The following is a 13,201-nucleotide window of genomic DNA, read 5'->3' on the forward strand; positions in this document are numbered from 1 at the left end:
TTTTGAAAGTTAATCTTGCCCTACCAGGGCTCGTCTAATAATTCGTTGAGACGTTGCTCTTGTTGCTGCGGGTCGAGGTTTTGGGAGTACATCCAAGGGAGGGGTTGATGTATAAACTGCAAGTGAATGTCGCCTAACAACACGCTTAGCTCGGTGTCGCTATCAACCATTAAACTGCAAATCCCTTGCTGTTTAAGCAACTCATTTGCGCTATGGCCACAAGCATTGCTAAAAACAGCAGCGCAGCCAGCTAAGGCATCAATTCGTTGTTTTAAACGGCCTTTGTCGTGACCTGGTTTTGCTTGGTCAAACTGTAGAGCCTCTAACAGTTGAATGTGGTGTTCACCAAAGCCATACACCAAAAAGGTATGGGCACTGCCAAAATGCTGATCGACACAATGTTTACTTTCGCTGGCAAACGCTACTTTAAAAACATGTTCACGCTGCTGGCCATCTTCAATCACTCTTAGCTGTCTTTGCATCGCATTCATAGTTAACCCCTAGCTGCTCAAGGCTGGCTGAGTGCAGCTAGATGGCTCAAAGCGATAGCTACTTTTATGAGCTGGTACTTCATCTTGATGGTTTGCTTTAAGTAAATTAGCCATTGCAAACAAGCGTTGCCGGGCACCTTCATAGCCCACTTGCAAAATATCACTATTACCAAACCGGTCGTGGCAAGGGAATCCCGCGCGTAACACTGGCGTATGCGGTTCGCACATGTTGGCACAGTGAGTATTACCTACAATCAGCTCACATACATCAACGCACGTTTCCAAATCTGACAAATCCCCGACAACTACACTGTTCGTTTTTAGCTGCGGTAAACTTGTCACATTAAGCGTGGTAACCACTCGCTCAACACTTGCTCCTACCTCAGAAAAAACCTCGCAATAACCTGCAGCAAGGTCTGGCTCAAGTGCGATGGCCACTTTAGCGTCACTTAACAAAAAGTGGCTATCAAGAAAGGCATCTTGCAGCCGTTTACGCTGCCGAGTAATCCATTGTGGAACGGGTTTGTTAGACAGCTCGGCAAGTTTCATTACCAATTGGTCGGTCTGCTGCATGCCCATTCCTGTTCCCATGAATAAAGTTGGTACTTGGTAATGCTTTTCTAGCACACTTGCAGCTGGCAACATCGACTCACCAAACACCAAACTTGCTTTACTGTGAATACAACTCGCAAGCTGACTTAAACCAGTACCACCTGTGGAAGTGACCGAAAAGTCATCATCAGCTAAGTGCCCGTCTAAAGAATCGCTAAGATTGGGTACTAACACCGGGTTAAAGCCAAAGGCTTCACAATAGCGGGCTATTAACTCCAAATCGGCACTGGTTAAAGCACAGGACACAAAAACATTTAATTGCTGAATGGTTGAATCGAGTTTTGGCACACTTAGTTGCTTTTCAACTAATAACTGCTGCATGCATGCTTCAATAGTACTGGCAAACCCACTTTGCATAGACCCGGTAAAATCTGGAGTATTTACGCTTACAATCCGCTTGTTCGAAAACTGAGGATGTTGCGTTTTAAACTCTCGCACAACCCTGGTTACATCGCAGCCCTGCATCTCGGTTAAACCTGTTGTCATCACCACGATAAGTGCAGCTTGGTGCTTTTCGCACAGTAATTTAAGTGCACTTGATAAGTTGTCGTCACCGCCCATAACAGCTGCGATATGATCAATGGCAGTGTTTTGCAGCGGAATGGGTTCTCGGTAATGTTGAATCAAATACACTTTTGCGAACGCCCCGCAGCCCTGCGAACCGTGCATTAAAGGAATTGAATTATCTAAACCCATACATGCCAATGTAGCGCCAGTGGCGGCACTGGTTTTTAAAGCTTGCTCAACCAATGCGCTGCGTTTAACTGATACTTTATTTGTCATGTTACTTCTCCCCTACAGGCGCACTGCTGGTCCACGGCGGGTTACTGGTTACTAACGGCCAAATGGCACTGTCTAAGGTACGGCAAAGCTCTTTAGCAAAAGTAAGCATGCCTTGATAACCCGCGTAGGCATGTTCACGTTCTTGATTAATATCTAGAAACGGCAGACGCGCTTTTAAGGCGGTATACATGTTACGCCCGCCGGCAATCATTAAATCGGCGTTATGTTGTTGAGCTACATTGAGCAGATTTCGGGCGCCGCCTTCATCTAGCATCAGCGCATCTTCACCCATGATTTGCTTAATTCTTGCTTTGTCTTCTGCTGTCGATTTCTTGGTTCCGGTAGCTACAACGCTAATACCTAGCTCTTGTAAAGCGGAAACGATAGACCAAGACTTAACACCACCGGTATACAGCAAAGCCTTTTTGCCTTTTAGACGTTCTATGTAAGGTTGTAGTTGCAGCCGGATCAACGCTTCTTGCTGAGCAATAAGCACTTCGGTTTCTCGGCTCACTTGAGGGTCATCCAACAACTTGGCAAAACTACGCAACGAAGCAGAGGTATCCTCAATGCCATAAAAACTGCCTTCAAACCACTGAATGTTCCAGCGTTCTTGCAACATACGCGCGACATTAATTTGCGCTCTGGAACACACCACCATGGCAACATCGGCCTGGTGCATGGTTTGTATCTCGTGAAAGCGAGTATCCCCTGACATGCAACTTAATACTCGATAACCTAAACGTTCTAATAGAGGAGATACGTGCCAAAATTCACCTGCAATATTGTATTCACCAATCAACACAATATCGTTCACCCGCCTTGTCGGATCGTGACGCATAAAAGGTTTCTCTGGCGGGTCTATGGTGCCCACCACCTGCTTAACCATCACTTCACCAGCTATCCGGTTACCTAGGTTTTTGCTGCCATAAAAGCCTGCTGCATCTACCGCTATAACTGGAATATTCCATCGGCTTTGAGCCAATTTACAAATAGCCTCTACATCGTTTCCTTCAAGAGCGGGTACACAAGTGACATATACAAAAACTGCTGGAGGGGAATGTTTTTCTATGACCGTTTTTATCGCGTGTAACAAACGCTTCTCGGCCCGCCCCATAATCACGTCTTGCTCATTTAAGTCGGTAGTAAAACCCAAGCGAAATAAATTGCGGCCCGATGCGCGAGTGCCTCTGTTGTTCCAGCTATTGCCCGCACAAGCTATAGGCCCATGAACAATATGGGCAACATCGGCAATCGGTAACAAGGTAATCTGCGCGCCATCAAAACTACAACCGCCTGCGGTTGCCCCAGGTACTGGTCTAGCACAGCCAGATTTTTCTCCAGTGTTATGCTCGCAAGCAGGTTCATCTAATAACTCGGCTATGTCGCTTCGCTTCATGCTTACACCTCACAACAACTATTTGGATCAATGACTAATTGTTGTATTGCAAAGCGTATTCCATAGGAGAATAGCGGTATTAGGGGCTTTGAACGGCAGACTATTTGTCGTAATTGCTACAAACCATAACGACTAGAACAATATGTGGGAAATAGTGCGACTTTGTCGAACTGAGTAAGTCGCCCGTAATATTGGGCGACTATCGTAAGAAGAAGTGGCAAATAGCTAGTTTGTAGTACTCAAAAAATCTGTTAAACAGAAAAGTCTTCAATAGAACCACTACGCGTTACTACTTTATTGCGTCCAGTTTCTTTTGCTTCATAGAGGGCTTGGTCGGCAATCGCGATCATTTTGTCCGCTAGCATTTCAAAATCACTGGGTAAACTGCTTTCATTAAAGCCGAGATAATAAGCACCAATAGATACGGTAATTGGATCTTCTGTTAGCTTAATACTGCCAATCGCCTTCATCACCCGACTAAATACCTTTGCACAACCGTTTAAATTGCTATTGGGCAACCAAATTAGGAATTCTTCTCCACCCAAACGAGCAACAAAGTCATAGTCTCTTAAGGAATTGCTAATTTGCTTCGCGGTTTCGACTAATGCTTTGTCACCAAGCTGATGACCGAAGGTATCATTGAGTTTTTTGAAGTGATCAATATCCACAATTGCTAAGGTGCCCTCGCCGCCAGTTCGGCTTAACAAGTTCATACTTTTCTTTAGCTTTTTGTACATCCCACGGCGATTTGGTATCTCGGTTAAGCTGTCGTAGTTCGCTAATCGTTTTAGCTTTTGATTAAGTTTGTTTAGCTGCTCTTCTTGTTGCCTGCGAATCAGTTCTACTTCTATCCATGAAGCCATTAATTGCACCGCATCAATATCAATTTCTTGGAAGTGACGAGGATAAGGAGCAGGACTAGAAAAATTTAGGGTTCCGTAGAGTTCACCATTTAAACGAATAGGCATACCAATGTAAGACTCTAAACCAAATGCTTTGTAAGCCGGATGCCTGGCGTACATATCATGTTCACCAATGTATTCTAGAGCTACCGGTGCTTGGGCTTCACAGGTGATTCCACAGTATGTGGTATCCAAGGTAAAACGATCGCCAGCTTTGAGCTCAACAGCCTCTGGAGTGACGCAATATTGGACAACATAGTCGTTTCCCTGAATCTTGGACAAAATAGCGATATCTAAGTTAAAACGCTCTAAGCCCATTTGAAGCAGTGCCAAGATTTGTGCTTCGAAGCCTTGGTTATGTGCATTTGTCACTTGATACAAACGACGAATAACTTGTTCGCTGCTAGTGTTAGCCTGATTAAGACAGGTTGTTGACATGCATTAAGTCCTTTAAATATTGGATTAAAACAGTATTTACTAACAATAGTATAACTAGCTTGTTTACACATGAATAGCGTTAAAACTCGTTAAGAATTAACCAACTAACAGTTCTCAATTAATGTTCGATCTACCTCACTCTACAGCGCCACTTAACCAATGGGGCTTAATTTGGTTTAGAGCAAATTTTTACTATTTTACTTGTTATAAACTGCTGCAAACTTTAGAAAGGATCCGGTGATGAAACTATCGCTTTTTAACGTGAGTTTAGCGAACCCCGTTACCCAGTTATTTGAACAAGTATTTGCTGACTCTGAAGGCGCAGAAGAAGGCCAGTTAATAAAAGCTTTAGTCGCTGAAATGATAGAGACTACACCAGAGCAAGACTTAATTGGCTTTGTAGCAAGCACAAACGAAGAAATGGCGGGTTGTATCTTTTTTAGCCGCATGTTGCTCGCATCTAACGACGTGGCGTTTATATTGTCTCCGGTGGCTATAGCTACCAAGCAGCAAGGCCAAGGTGTGGGCCAAAAGCTGATAAATTACGGTGTGGAGCAATTACGCAAGCTAGATGTAGATTTGTTAATCACTTATGGCGACCCAAACTTTTATGGCAAAGTTGGCTTTAAGCAAATTACCGAGCAACAAATCAAAGCACCATGTAAGTTAAGCCACCCAGAAGGGTGGTTAGCGCAAAGCCTGTCCAATCAAGAAATCCCCAATATCAAAGGGTCAAGCCAATGTGTTGCCGCACTAAATAAACAAAAGTACTGGTAAGCGAAAGCCCAAGTTGCCAACTTGGGTTTGCATTGGTACTTAGCCAACTAACAACAAATACTAAGCCCTTAAAGTGCTTACTTTAGCTATTTAGCTCAACTAACTACCGGCAAGCTTTGCCAGTAAATGGTTTAGCTGTTTTTGCTCATCGCTACTTAATACCGACATAAACTGTTGTTCTTGATCATGTAGCTCAAGTGTTACTTGCTCAATAAGCTGCTTACCTTTGTTGCTCAACTTAACCAGCTTACTGCGTTTGTCTTCAGGATTATCCACCCTTTCAACCAAACCTGCCTTGGTAACTCGATTCAATACTTTAGTAAGCCCGCCAGAACTGAACAACATAGCACTGTATAACTCGGTAGGTGTTAAACAGTAAGGTGCTGGGTGTCGCCTTAAAGTGACTAAAATACCAAAATCAGCAGCTTGTAGCTGATGTTGACCTATCAGCTGTTCCATTGCTTGGCTAAGCGCATGCTGGGTACGAACCATTCGTAGTATCGCAGGAGTGATAGTGCTGTAGGCTTCTGGCCAGTTTTTTTGAGTGGAGCTTAAAATGCTAGTGATGCTTTCTTGATGCTTCAATATTGGTTCTCGGTTAGTAAGCTACGCCTTCAATATATCTTGCCAGAAAGATAAACTCCAGATAATATCTTTCTAGAAAGATAAATAGGTAAGCTTATGCAACAGAGAATATCCAAGAAGCTCATTATTTTATTGGCATCAGTGTTTGCTATGACGCCGTACGCCATCGATAGTTATTTACCAGCTATCCCGATTATTGCTACAGACTTTGGGGTTAGTACCTCATTAGTGGCGATAACCGTTAGCATTTACGTATTTGGAATGGCTTTAGGGCAACTTATCGGCGGCCCTTTATCTGATAAATATGGTCGCAAACCAATAATGGTGATCGGTCTGCTTATCTTTGCTGTGTGCAGTGTATTTCTGGCCTTGGCAAACAATTTAGCCTTGTTTTGGTTATGGCGAATATTGCAATCAATAGGCGGTGGTATTGCTGTTGTAGGAGTACCAGCAGTAATTAGAGACAATGCCGAGGGCAAAGAGGCTGCCAAACTGTTTTCGCTAGTTATGCTAATCATGATGATTGCTCCATCTATCGCCCCGTCTGTTGGAACTTTTATTCTGCAAGTCTCTAATTGGCATTGGATATTTATTAGTTCGGGGATATTTGCTTGTGTGGTTGCCATATGGGCAATTGCTGTTATGCCTAAACAAGCCAACACACAACATGGCCCAAGCAATAAGGTAAGTTTTATTGATGTATTGAAGCACAAACATGCTCTTGGATATTTGATTTCCCAAGCATTTGCCTACGGTGTATTGATGACCTTTATTACAAATGCTCCGTTTGCTTATATCGTAAAGTTTGGGATCTCAGAACAGCTGTTTTCAATGTTGTTTATTGCAAACGTGGTGGGCGTTGTGATTGTTAACCGTTATAACTCTTATCGTTTAAATAACTCTGAGCCCGAACACATGTTAGTGAGCTTTTTGGCCTTGCAATTTGTCGGAGCAACAGTGTTGGTTGCCTCTATCGTGTTCGCGCCCAACAACCTCTGGTTTGCGGCAAGTGGTTTTATTATTTGCATGGCTGCAACTGGTGGCACGATGTCTAATGCTAACGTATGTTTTTTGAAACACTTTGGTAAAGGCGCCGGCACCGCCCAGGCAGTATTAGGCGCTATTCAGTTCTTTGCTGGCGCAGCGATTAGCGCTGTAGCTGCTATGCTTTCGCACACTAGTCTGTGGCCAATGGTACTTACTATGCTTGCATCAACAACCATAGCCTTGCTTAGCGCCCATAAAGCTAACATCTTGAATCAAAAAGAGAAGGCTGAGCTTTGTTGTGCTAAATAGGTGAGACTGCAGCGATTTAGCTTAACAGCATTCTTGTTCAATTTTATAAAGTAACTCTAAAGCCTGGATGTCTTCACAAACTTCGAAGTACTCATACAAAGGATTAGTTTGATTACCAATAAAATTAAGGTTATCTCGCTGCATTTTTGCTTGTTCTGCGCGTTTTTCATGAAAGTAAGTCAGCCATAGATCGCCTCCCCTTTTTGCGCTTAGATGTTGTTTAAGCATACTGATTAGGCGGTCTGCATTTTCATCACAATTGATGTTGCAGAAAGAGACATAGCGATCGGTAATATTACTGCTCATAATTAGCTAACCTGTTTAAAAAAACAGCCTAATGCTGGCACTAGGCTGTACATAAGAATCTATTTGAGTAAATCACTCTTCGTGCAAGGCAATTACCACACCAATAGCTAGATCAACGCTGTTGGTTAACCTGGCACAGCTAGTACCTTTAGCCATTAAGAATAAATCAAAATAACTAGCACTCATAAATGCCTCACGTTCAGCCATATCATCTTCACTGCACTCAATAATACGAATGCTTGGGTGATGCTTTTTAAAACAGCTAAGCTTTGCTTGGTAATCGTCTTTATCGGCCAAACTTGCCACTAACTTATCAATTAGGCTTTGGCTTAGTTCTTCTGTAGCAGCGTGATCTTCATGCTTACACCCGCAGCTATGCTTAGGTTTTGAGTCTTCTGACTGGTGGCTCTTACACTGACAACTAGATGAGTGTTTTGGGCTATGTAGCTGCTCTTCACCTTTGCAAGAACATTGCTTCGACTCTGCTATAACACCCGGCTCTATAGTAGACATGGTTCTGTCTCCTGCTTTTCTAGCAATTTAGCTAACCAACGCGGTGGGCAATCCATCACTGTTTGCAAGCGTTCTAAGATCGATCCTGCGGCCTGAGGCGTAAGCTGTTTCAAAGGCAAAATATCAGCGCGGCTCACCCGAGCGGCAGCAGGCCCGCCTATCGACAAGGTGGCGAGTAATTGGCAATCACCGATTAAGTCAATTAAGTAGCTAGTACGCGCATCGCCACTTAAGTTTTCAATTACCGGCCGAACATCTACTAACTGAAAACCCTGAGCACTCACTTGATAAATAAGAAAACGTAAGCAAGAGCCAAAGTGTCCGTCGATGCGCTCCAAGTTATTAGAACTTACAGCGAGTTGCACAATCGGTCCTTTTAGCAAGGTTTGCTCAGGTACTACCGGCGCTTCCATAGGACTGATTTGCTCTGAGCTTAATATTGCGTGTAATTGATTTACTTGGCTGCGCTCTACACTGTAGCGAGAGTTTTGAAATACTTCGCGTAATATTTTGGGGCTTAAGGCTCTTAACTTTTTCTCAGTTAATGGTTCGCCGCAGTGACCCACCAGCAATGATACAAACTGCTTTAGTTCAATATCTGGAATCGCTTTAGACGCCACAGCCAATCGCAGCGCTAAGTTATCGTTAATGTTTGATTTCATCGGTACTCCTTAGCGTATCAATCTCATCACCAGGACTCACGCATACTAAGCGCGTCTTGCACGAAAAGTTTTAGGTAAACTTGGCGCAGGGTTTACTGGCTCAATATAAAATTTACTGCCGTCACTTAGCTCAACCACCCCGCCCCATTGATCAGCTTGATCAAATTGAAGTGAGCTAATGGGTAACTCTAGATCCTTCTTTGCGATGTAAGCTTGTAATTCACCTGAGCTTTCACGGCTAATAATTAGGTTTGGCATATCTCTTCCTTAAGTGGCCGGGGCTAAAGCCCCGGCCTGTCTTGTGGTGGGCAGTGATTAACGTACTAGGTCGAAGCCATAGTCTGTTTTACCCATTTCGCTGGTATCTTGATCAAGTTTTGCCAGCACTTCGTTTACTAAGGTAGTTAGCATGTACATGCTGCCCTCGTAACCCAAAGTTGTGTTGCGGTGCAGGTGGTGGCGATCAAAGATCGGGAAGCCAAGACGAATTAGCGGTACTTCGAACTCTTCACCTTTCGCCTTGGTATCACGCTGGATAAACTTGGCGTAAGAGTTACCAATCATAAAGTCTGGTTTATTGGTAAATACCAATGAACGGAAGTGCCATAAATCTTTACCTACGTGGATTTCGGCGTTAGCGGTGCTAGGAGATTGAGCAATCAATGCTTCCATCTTCTTGCGCCAGCGCTTAGCGCCGTTGTTACACAAGATGTGTTTAACTTCACAACCTAATTCTTGCAAGAACTTGGTTAAGCCCATTAGGTAATCAGGATCTCCATAGATAGAGAAGCTAACACCATGCAACCAGGTATGAGAATCAGTCATCATGTCTACTAAACGACCACGCTCGGTCGCCAATGACTCAGGGATCTCTTTACCTGTTAGTTCTGAGATTTTTATTAGCAGTTCATCGGTCCAATCTAAGCCCATTGGGATATTTAGCGCTGGTACTTCATGCTTCCACTGGCCCTCTACGTACTTCTTAGTTTTAACCAATTGATCTGGTTGCAACAATAAAGTTGTAATTGCGTTAGGTGCATCTTCCATCTCCGCAATTGGAGTGCCACCAGCATACATACGGTACTCGCCGTCAGCAGGGGTATCTAGCACTTCTGAAGGGTCACAAAGCAGGCTGTAATCAACACCCATCTGCTGCATCATCTTGTGAATAACACGGTAGTTACCAAGGTAGGTTTCAAAGCCCGGTACAATGTTAATTTTACCGTTGCTACCTACGGTTTTATCTTCCATTTTGTTGCCAGTAAAGTACTTGGCAAAGCCTTCAAACATGCCATCCCAACCAGTTACATGGCTGCCTACAAAGCTCGGTGTATGAGCAAAAGGTGTAGGTAATTCCTCTGGAATATAACCGTCTTTCTTAGCATTACCGATAAAGGCATTTAAATCGTCACCAATTACTTCTGCCATACAGGTAGTTGAAACCGCGATAACTTCTGGCTTGTATAAAGCCAAAGAGTTTTGCAGGCCATCAAACATGTTTTTCTGGCCACCAAATACCGCTGCGTCTTCTGTCATTGAGTCTGATACACAGGCAACAGGCTCTTTGAAATGTCGGTTAAAGTAGGTTCTAAAGTAGGCTACACAACCTTGCGAACCATGCACATACGGCAGAGTTTTCTCAAAACCTAGTGCACACAGTACTGAGCCTAAAGGTTGGCAGGCTTTGGCTGGGTCTACGGTTAAAGTTTTGCGTGAAAAGTTAAGATCTTGGTACTCTTGAGTAGTGGTCCACTCGAAGATTTCTTTTACTTTTTCATCACTTGCGCCTTCTTCGTGCTCAGCGCGCTTACGTGCCATCATATCCTTGTATTCTGGCTGTTCAAACAGGGGGTAACCCGGTTTGATATCATCTACTGATTGACTCATTCTACTTCTCCTTTCGCGCCACTCATCTGTGAACTACGAATTGAGTTAATTTTTAAGCGCTAACAGCACTCATCCTGATATAACTTAACGCCTAGGCCGCTTCTGCAGCTTTATCTGCTTTAGCTTTCCATGGTGGAGTTAGTTTGTCCCAACAAGGGTTGTTTAGGGTCATGTCCATATCGCGGGCGAAAATAGCGAAGCCATCAAAACCGTGATAAGGGCCTGAGTAATCCCAGCTGTGCATTTGGCGGAAAGGTATGCCCATCTTCTGGAAGATGTACTTCTCTTTTACACCGGCACCGATAAGGTCAGGTTTAAGTTTGTCGGCAAAAGCTTCCAACTCGTAGCCTGTAACGTCATCGTAAATTAGCGTGGCGTCTTTCACTTCTGGTACGGTTTTGCTGTAGTCATCGTTATGACCAAACTCATAACCGGCACCAACAATTTCCATACCTAAGTCTTCATAAGCACCAATTACGTGACGAGGACGTAAGCCACCCACATAAAGCATGACTTTTTTGCCTTCCAAACGTGGACGATACTTATCAACCACGGCTTGCCATTGCGCTTTGTAATTTGCGATAACTTCTTCAGCTTTTGCTTGAATGGTTTCGTCAAATTTTGCAGCGATAGCGCGTAACGACTCTTCACACTTAGTTGGACCAAACAGGTTGTATTCCATCCATGGCACACCATACTTCTCTTCCATATGGCGACAGATGTAGTTCATTGAACGGTAACAGTGAACTAAGTTAAGTTTTACCGAAGGGGTGTTTTCAAGTTCAGGTAAAGTACCGTCACCAGACCACTGGGCTACTACACGTAAACCAATTTCTTCCAACAAAATACGTGAAGACCAAGCATCACCACCAATGTTGTAATCACCAATAATGGCTACATCGTAATCTGTGGTTGCTACTTCCTTGCCTTCTGATTTATCCAATACGTAATCACGTAAAGTATCGTTAGCAATGTGGTGACCTAGAGATTGGCTCACCCCGCGGAAACCTTCACAACGAACTGGTACGATTGTTTTGCCAATCTCAGCGCCTTTGGTTTTAGCCACTGCTTCAATGTCGTCACCAATTAGCCCTACTGGACATTCGGATTGAATAGAAATACCGTTTGCCAATGGGAACAACATTTCAATTTCGTCGACAATAGTTGAAAGTTTTTTATCCCCACCAAATACGATGTCACGCTCTTGAAAGTCTGAAGTGAAGTTCATGGTTCCGAAGCTATTTACACCCGTATAACCGGTGTAGTAGTTTCGGCGACCGGCACGTGAATACTGACCACAACCTACTGGACCATGAGAGATATGCACCATATCCTTTATTGGTCCCCACACTACCCCTTTAGATCCTGCATAAGCACAACCACGGGCGGTCATAACACCAGGTAGTGATTTACGGTTAGCCGTAATACAACTACCACCTTCGCTATCGTTCGCGCCTAAGTGCTTTTTACGATCGGCTTTGGCTTTCTCTGGATAGACTTCTAACACCTCATCAATCAGCGCCTGAGTCTCTGCTTTTTTATCCGACATTACTGCCTCCTATAGCTTTAATAAGCTCATCGTTAACTAATGATTAAGCAGTAGCTTCTTCTGCAACTTGGCCGATGATGGTTTCATCTTCTTCGTCCATGATGCCGAATTCCATCAACAACTCTTCAAGCTCGTCCATAGTTACGGGGGTTGGAACAACGAATAGCTCGTTTTCGATGATTTTGTTCGCAAGCGTGCGGTATTCATCAGCTTGGTTACATTTTGGGTTGTACTCAATAACCGTCATACGACGAATTTCAGCTTGCTGTACTACGTTGTCACGAGGCACGAAGTGAATCATTTGGGTACCAATTTTGGCTGCAAGCGCTTCAATTAGCTCGTCTTCACGGTCACATTTACGCGAGTTACAAATAAGACCTGCTAAACGAACACTACCGGTTGCAGCGTACTTACAAATACCTTTTGAAATGTTGTTGGCTGCGTACATCGCCATCATTTCACCAGATACAACAATGTAGATTTCTTGCGCTTTGTTTTCACGAATAGGCATGGCAAAACCACCACACACAACGTCACCTAGCACATCGTAAAATACGAAATCTAAGTCTTCTTCGTAGGCACCTTCTTCTTCTAAGAAGTTAATCGCTGTAATTACACCACGACCGGCACAACCTACACCTGGCTCTGGGCCACCAGACTCAACACAACGTACACCGCCGTAACCCACTTTAAGTACATCTTCTAATTCGATGTCTTCAACTGACCCAGCTTCTGCTGCCATTTCCATAATGGTGTTTTGCGCTTTTGCGTGTAAGATTAAGCGCGTTGAATCGGCCTTAGGATCACAACCGATGATCATTACTTTTTTGCCCGCTTCCGCTAAAGCACCAACCAAGTTTTGAGTAGTGGTAGACTTACCAATACCGCCTTTTCCGTAAATTGCACATTGACGAATAGCCATAACATTTCTTCCTATTAGCTTGATAAACGGTTCCCACGGTAGCTATTGCCAGAACCGTTCCAAGTAAAAGAAGCCGCGT

At 43.8% G+C, this 13,201-nt stretch carries 14 protein-coding genes; 2 read left to right on the top strand and 12 right to left on the bottom strand.

Annotation, left to right across the window (positions count from 1 at the left end; all coding sequences use genetic code 11):
• Nucleotides 1-20: 20 nt before the first annotated feature.
• The 4 genes from K5609_RS11205 to K5609_RS11220 all read right to left on the bottom strand — a co-directional run bounded on the left by K5609_RS11205 (nucleotide 21) and on the right by K5609_RS11220 (nucleotide 4,625).
• Nucleotides 21-491, bottom strand: a complete 471-nt coding sequence (locus K5609_RS11205; RefSeq protein WP_221073726.1) for a NifB/NifX family molybdenum-iron cluster-binding protein — start codon at nucleotides 489-491, stop codon at nucleotides 21-23.
• 9 nt (nucleotides 492-500) lie between these two features.
• On the bottom strand, nucleotides 501-1,886 hold the full coding sequence (nifN, locus tag K5609_RS11210) for a nitrogenase iron-molybdenum cofactor biosynthesis protein NifN (RefSeq protein WP_221073727.1): 1,386 nt from the start codon (nucleotides 1,884-1,886) through the stop codon (nucleotides 501-503).
• A gap of 1 nt (nucleotide 1,887) precedes the next feature.
• A complete protein-coding gene (gene nifE / locus K5609_RS11215) occupies nucleotides 1,888-3,285 on the bottom strand; it encodes a nitrogenase iron-molybdenum cofactor biosynthesis protein NifE (RefSeq protein ID WP_221073728.1) in 1,398 nt (465 codons plus the stop codon).
• Nucleotides 3,286-3,536: 251 nt separating this feature from the next.
• Complete coding sequence (locus K5609_RS11220; RefSeq protein ID WP_221073729.1) at nucleotides 3,537-4,625, bottom strand: sensor domain-containing diguanylate cyclase; 1,089 nt, start codon at nucleotides 4,623-4,625, stop codon at nucleotides 3,537-3,539.
• 240 nt (nucleotides 4,626-4,865) lie between these two features.
• On the opposite strand from K5609_RS11220, the gene K5609_RS11225 reads away from it, so the two are divergent.
• Nucleotides 4,866-5,402, top strand: a complete 537-nt coding sequence (locus K5609_RS11225; protein ID WP_221073730.1) for a GNAT family N-acetyltransferase — start codon at nucleotides 4,866-4,868, stop codon at nucleotides 5,400-5,402.
• Nucleotides 5,403-5,501: 99 nt separating this feature from the next.
• Here K5609_RS11225 and K5609_RS11230 read toward each other — a convergent pair whose 3' ends face one another.
• Complete coding sequence (locus K5609_RS11230; RefSeq protein WP_221073731.1) at nucleotides 5,502-5,987, bottom strand: MarR family winged helix-turn-helix transcriptional regulator; 486 nt, start codon at nucleotides 5,985-5,987, stop codon at nucleotides 5,502-5,504.
• 96 nt (nucleotides 5,988-6,083) lie between these two features.
• Here K5609_RS11230 and K5609_RS11235 point away from each other — a divergent pair, with 96 nt between their 5' ends.
• Nucleotides 6,084-7,283 (top strand): multidrug effflux MFS transporter, encoded by a 1,200-nt coding sequence (locus tag K5609_RS11235; protein ID WP_221073732.1) that lies wholly within the window; start codon nucleotides 6,084-6,086, stop codon nucleotides 7,281-7,283.
• A gap of 21 nt (nucleotides 7,284-7,304) precedes the next feature.
• Here K5609_RS11235 and cowN read toward each other — a convergent pair whose 3' ends face one another.
• The 7 genes from cowN to nifH all read right to left on the bottom strand — a co-directional run bounded on the left by cowN (nucleotide 7,305) and on the right by nifH (nucleotide 13,122).
• A complete protein-coding gene (gene cowN, locus K5609_RS11240) occupies nucleotides 7,305-7,589 on the bottom strand; it encodes a N(2)-fixation sustaining protein CowN (protein WP_221073733.1) in 285 nt (94 codons plus the stop codon).
• Between the two features lie 72 nt (nucleotides 7,590-7,661).
• On the bottom strand, nucleotides 7,662-8,102 hold the full coding sequence (locus tag K5609_RS11245; protein ID WP_221073734.1) for a hypothetical protein: 441 nt from the start codon (nucleotides 8,100-8,102) through the stop codon (nucleotides 7,662-7,664).
• Nucleotides 8,090-8,764 (bottom strand): NifB/NifX family molybdenum-iron cluster-binding protein, encoded by a 675-nt coding sequence (locus tag K5609_RS11250; protein ID WP_221073735.1) that lies wholly within the window; start codon nucleotides 8,762-8,764, stop codon nucleotides 8,090-8,092. The genes K5609_RS11245 and K5609_RS11250 overlap by 13 nt, the downstream gene beginning before the upstream one ends.
• A gap of 45 nt (nucleotides 8,765-8,809) precedes the next feature.
• Nucleotides 8,810-9,022 carry a putative nitrogen fixation protein NifT gene (gene nifT, locus K5609_RS11255; protein WP_221073736.1) on the bottom strand — a complete coding sequence of 71 codons (213 nt, stop codon included), beginning with the start codon at nucleotides 9,020-9,022 and terminating at the stop codon, nucleotides 8,810-8,812.
• A gap of 57 nt (nucleotides 9,023-9,079) precedes the next feature.
• On the bottom strand, nucleotides 9,080-10,651 hold the full coding sequence (gene nifK / locus K5609_RS11260) for a nitrogenase molybdenum-iron protein subunit beta (protein ID WP_221073737.1): 1,572 nt from the start codon (nucleotides 10,649-10,651) through the stop codon (nucleotides 9,080-9,082).
• A gap of 91 nt (nucleotides 10,652-10,742) precedes the next feature.
• The gene (gene nifD / locus K5609_RS11265) at nucleotides 10,743-12,200 is read right to left on the bottom strand and encodes a nitrogenase molybdenum-iron protein alpha chain (protein WP_163134396.1); all 1,458 of its coding nucleotides are present in this window, start codon (nucleotides 12,198-12,200) and stop codon (nucleotides 10,743-10,745) included.
• 43 nt (nucleotides 12,201-12,243) lie between these two features.
• Nucleotides 12,244-13,122: a nitrogenase iron protein gene (gene nifH, locus K5609_RS11270; RefSeq protein WP_221073738.1), complete on the bottom strand. Its 879-nt coding sequence runs from the start codon at nucleotides 13,120-13,122 to the stop codon at nucleotides 12,244-12,246.
• Nucleotides 13,123-13,201 lie beyond the last annotated feature (79 nt).

This window comes from Agarivorans aestuarii (assembly GCF_019670125.1).
GTDB classification, from domain to species: Bacteria; Pseudomonadota; Gammaproteobacteria; order Enterobacterales; family Celerinatantimonadaceae; genus Agarivorans; species Agarivorans aestuarii.

What these genes read in the sequence shown, in the direction of transcription:
- nifD (WP_163134396.1), bottom strand. Translation starts at nt 12,200, where the DNA reads ATGTCGGATAAAAAAGCAGAGACTCAGGCGCTGATTGATGAGGTGTTA.
- nifH (WP_221073738.1), bottom strand. Translation starts at nt 13,122, where the DNA reads ATGGCTATTCGTCAATGTGCAATTTACGGAAAAGGCGGTATTGGTAAG.
- nifE (WP_221073728.1), bottom strand. Translation starts at nt 3,285, where the DNA reads ATGAAGCGAAGCGACATAGCCGAGTTATTAGATGAACCTGCTTGCGAG.
- K5609_RS11225 (WP_221073730.1), top strand. Translation starts at nt 4,866, where the DNA reads ATGAAACTATCGCTTTTTAACGTGAGTTTAGCGAACCCCGTTACCCAG.
- nifK (WP_221073737.1), bottom strand. Translation starts at nt 10,651, where the DNA reads ATGAGTCAATCAGTAGATGATATCAAACCGGGTTACCCCCTGTTTGAA.
- cowN (WP_221073733.1), bottom strand. Translation starts at nt 7,589, where the DNA reads ATGAGCAGTAATATTACCGATCGCTATGTCTCTTTCTGCAACATCAAT.
- nifN (WP_221073727.1), bottom strand. Translation starts at nt 1,886, where the DNA reads ATGACAAATAAAGTATCAGTTAAACGCAGCGCATTGGTTGAGCAAGCT.
- K5609_RS11245 (WP_221073734.1), bottom strand. Translation starts at nt 8,102, where the DNA reads ATGTCTACTATAGAGCCGGGTGTTATAGCAGAGTCGAAGCAATGTTCT.
- K5609_RS11250 (WP_221073735.1), bottom strand. Translation starts at nt 8,764, where the DNA reads ATGAAATCAAACATTAACGATAACTTAGCGCTGCGATTGGCTGTGGCG.
- K5609_RS11205 (WP_221073726.1), bottom strand. Translation starts at nt 491, where the DNA reads ATGAATGCGATGCAAAGACAGCTAAGAGTGATTGAAGATGGCCAGCAG.
- K5609_RS11220 (WP_221073729.1), bottom strand. Translation starts at nt 4,625, where the DNA reads ATGTCAACAACCTGTCTTAATCAGGCTAACACTAGCAGCGAACAAGTT.
- nifT (WP_221073736.1), bottom strand. Translation starts at nt 9,022, where the DNA reads ATGCCAAACCTAATTATTAGCCGTGAAAGCTCAGGTGAATTACAAGCT.
- K5609_RS11235 (WP_221073732.1), top strand. Translation starts at nt 6,084, where the DNA reads ATGCAACAGAGAATATCCAAGAAGCTCATTATTTTATTGGCATCAGTG.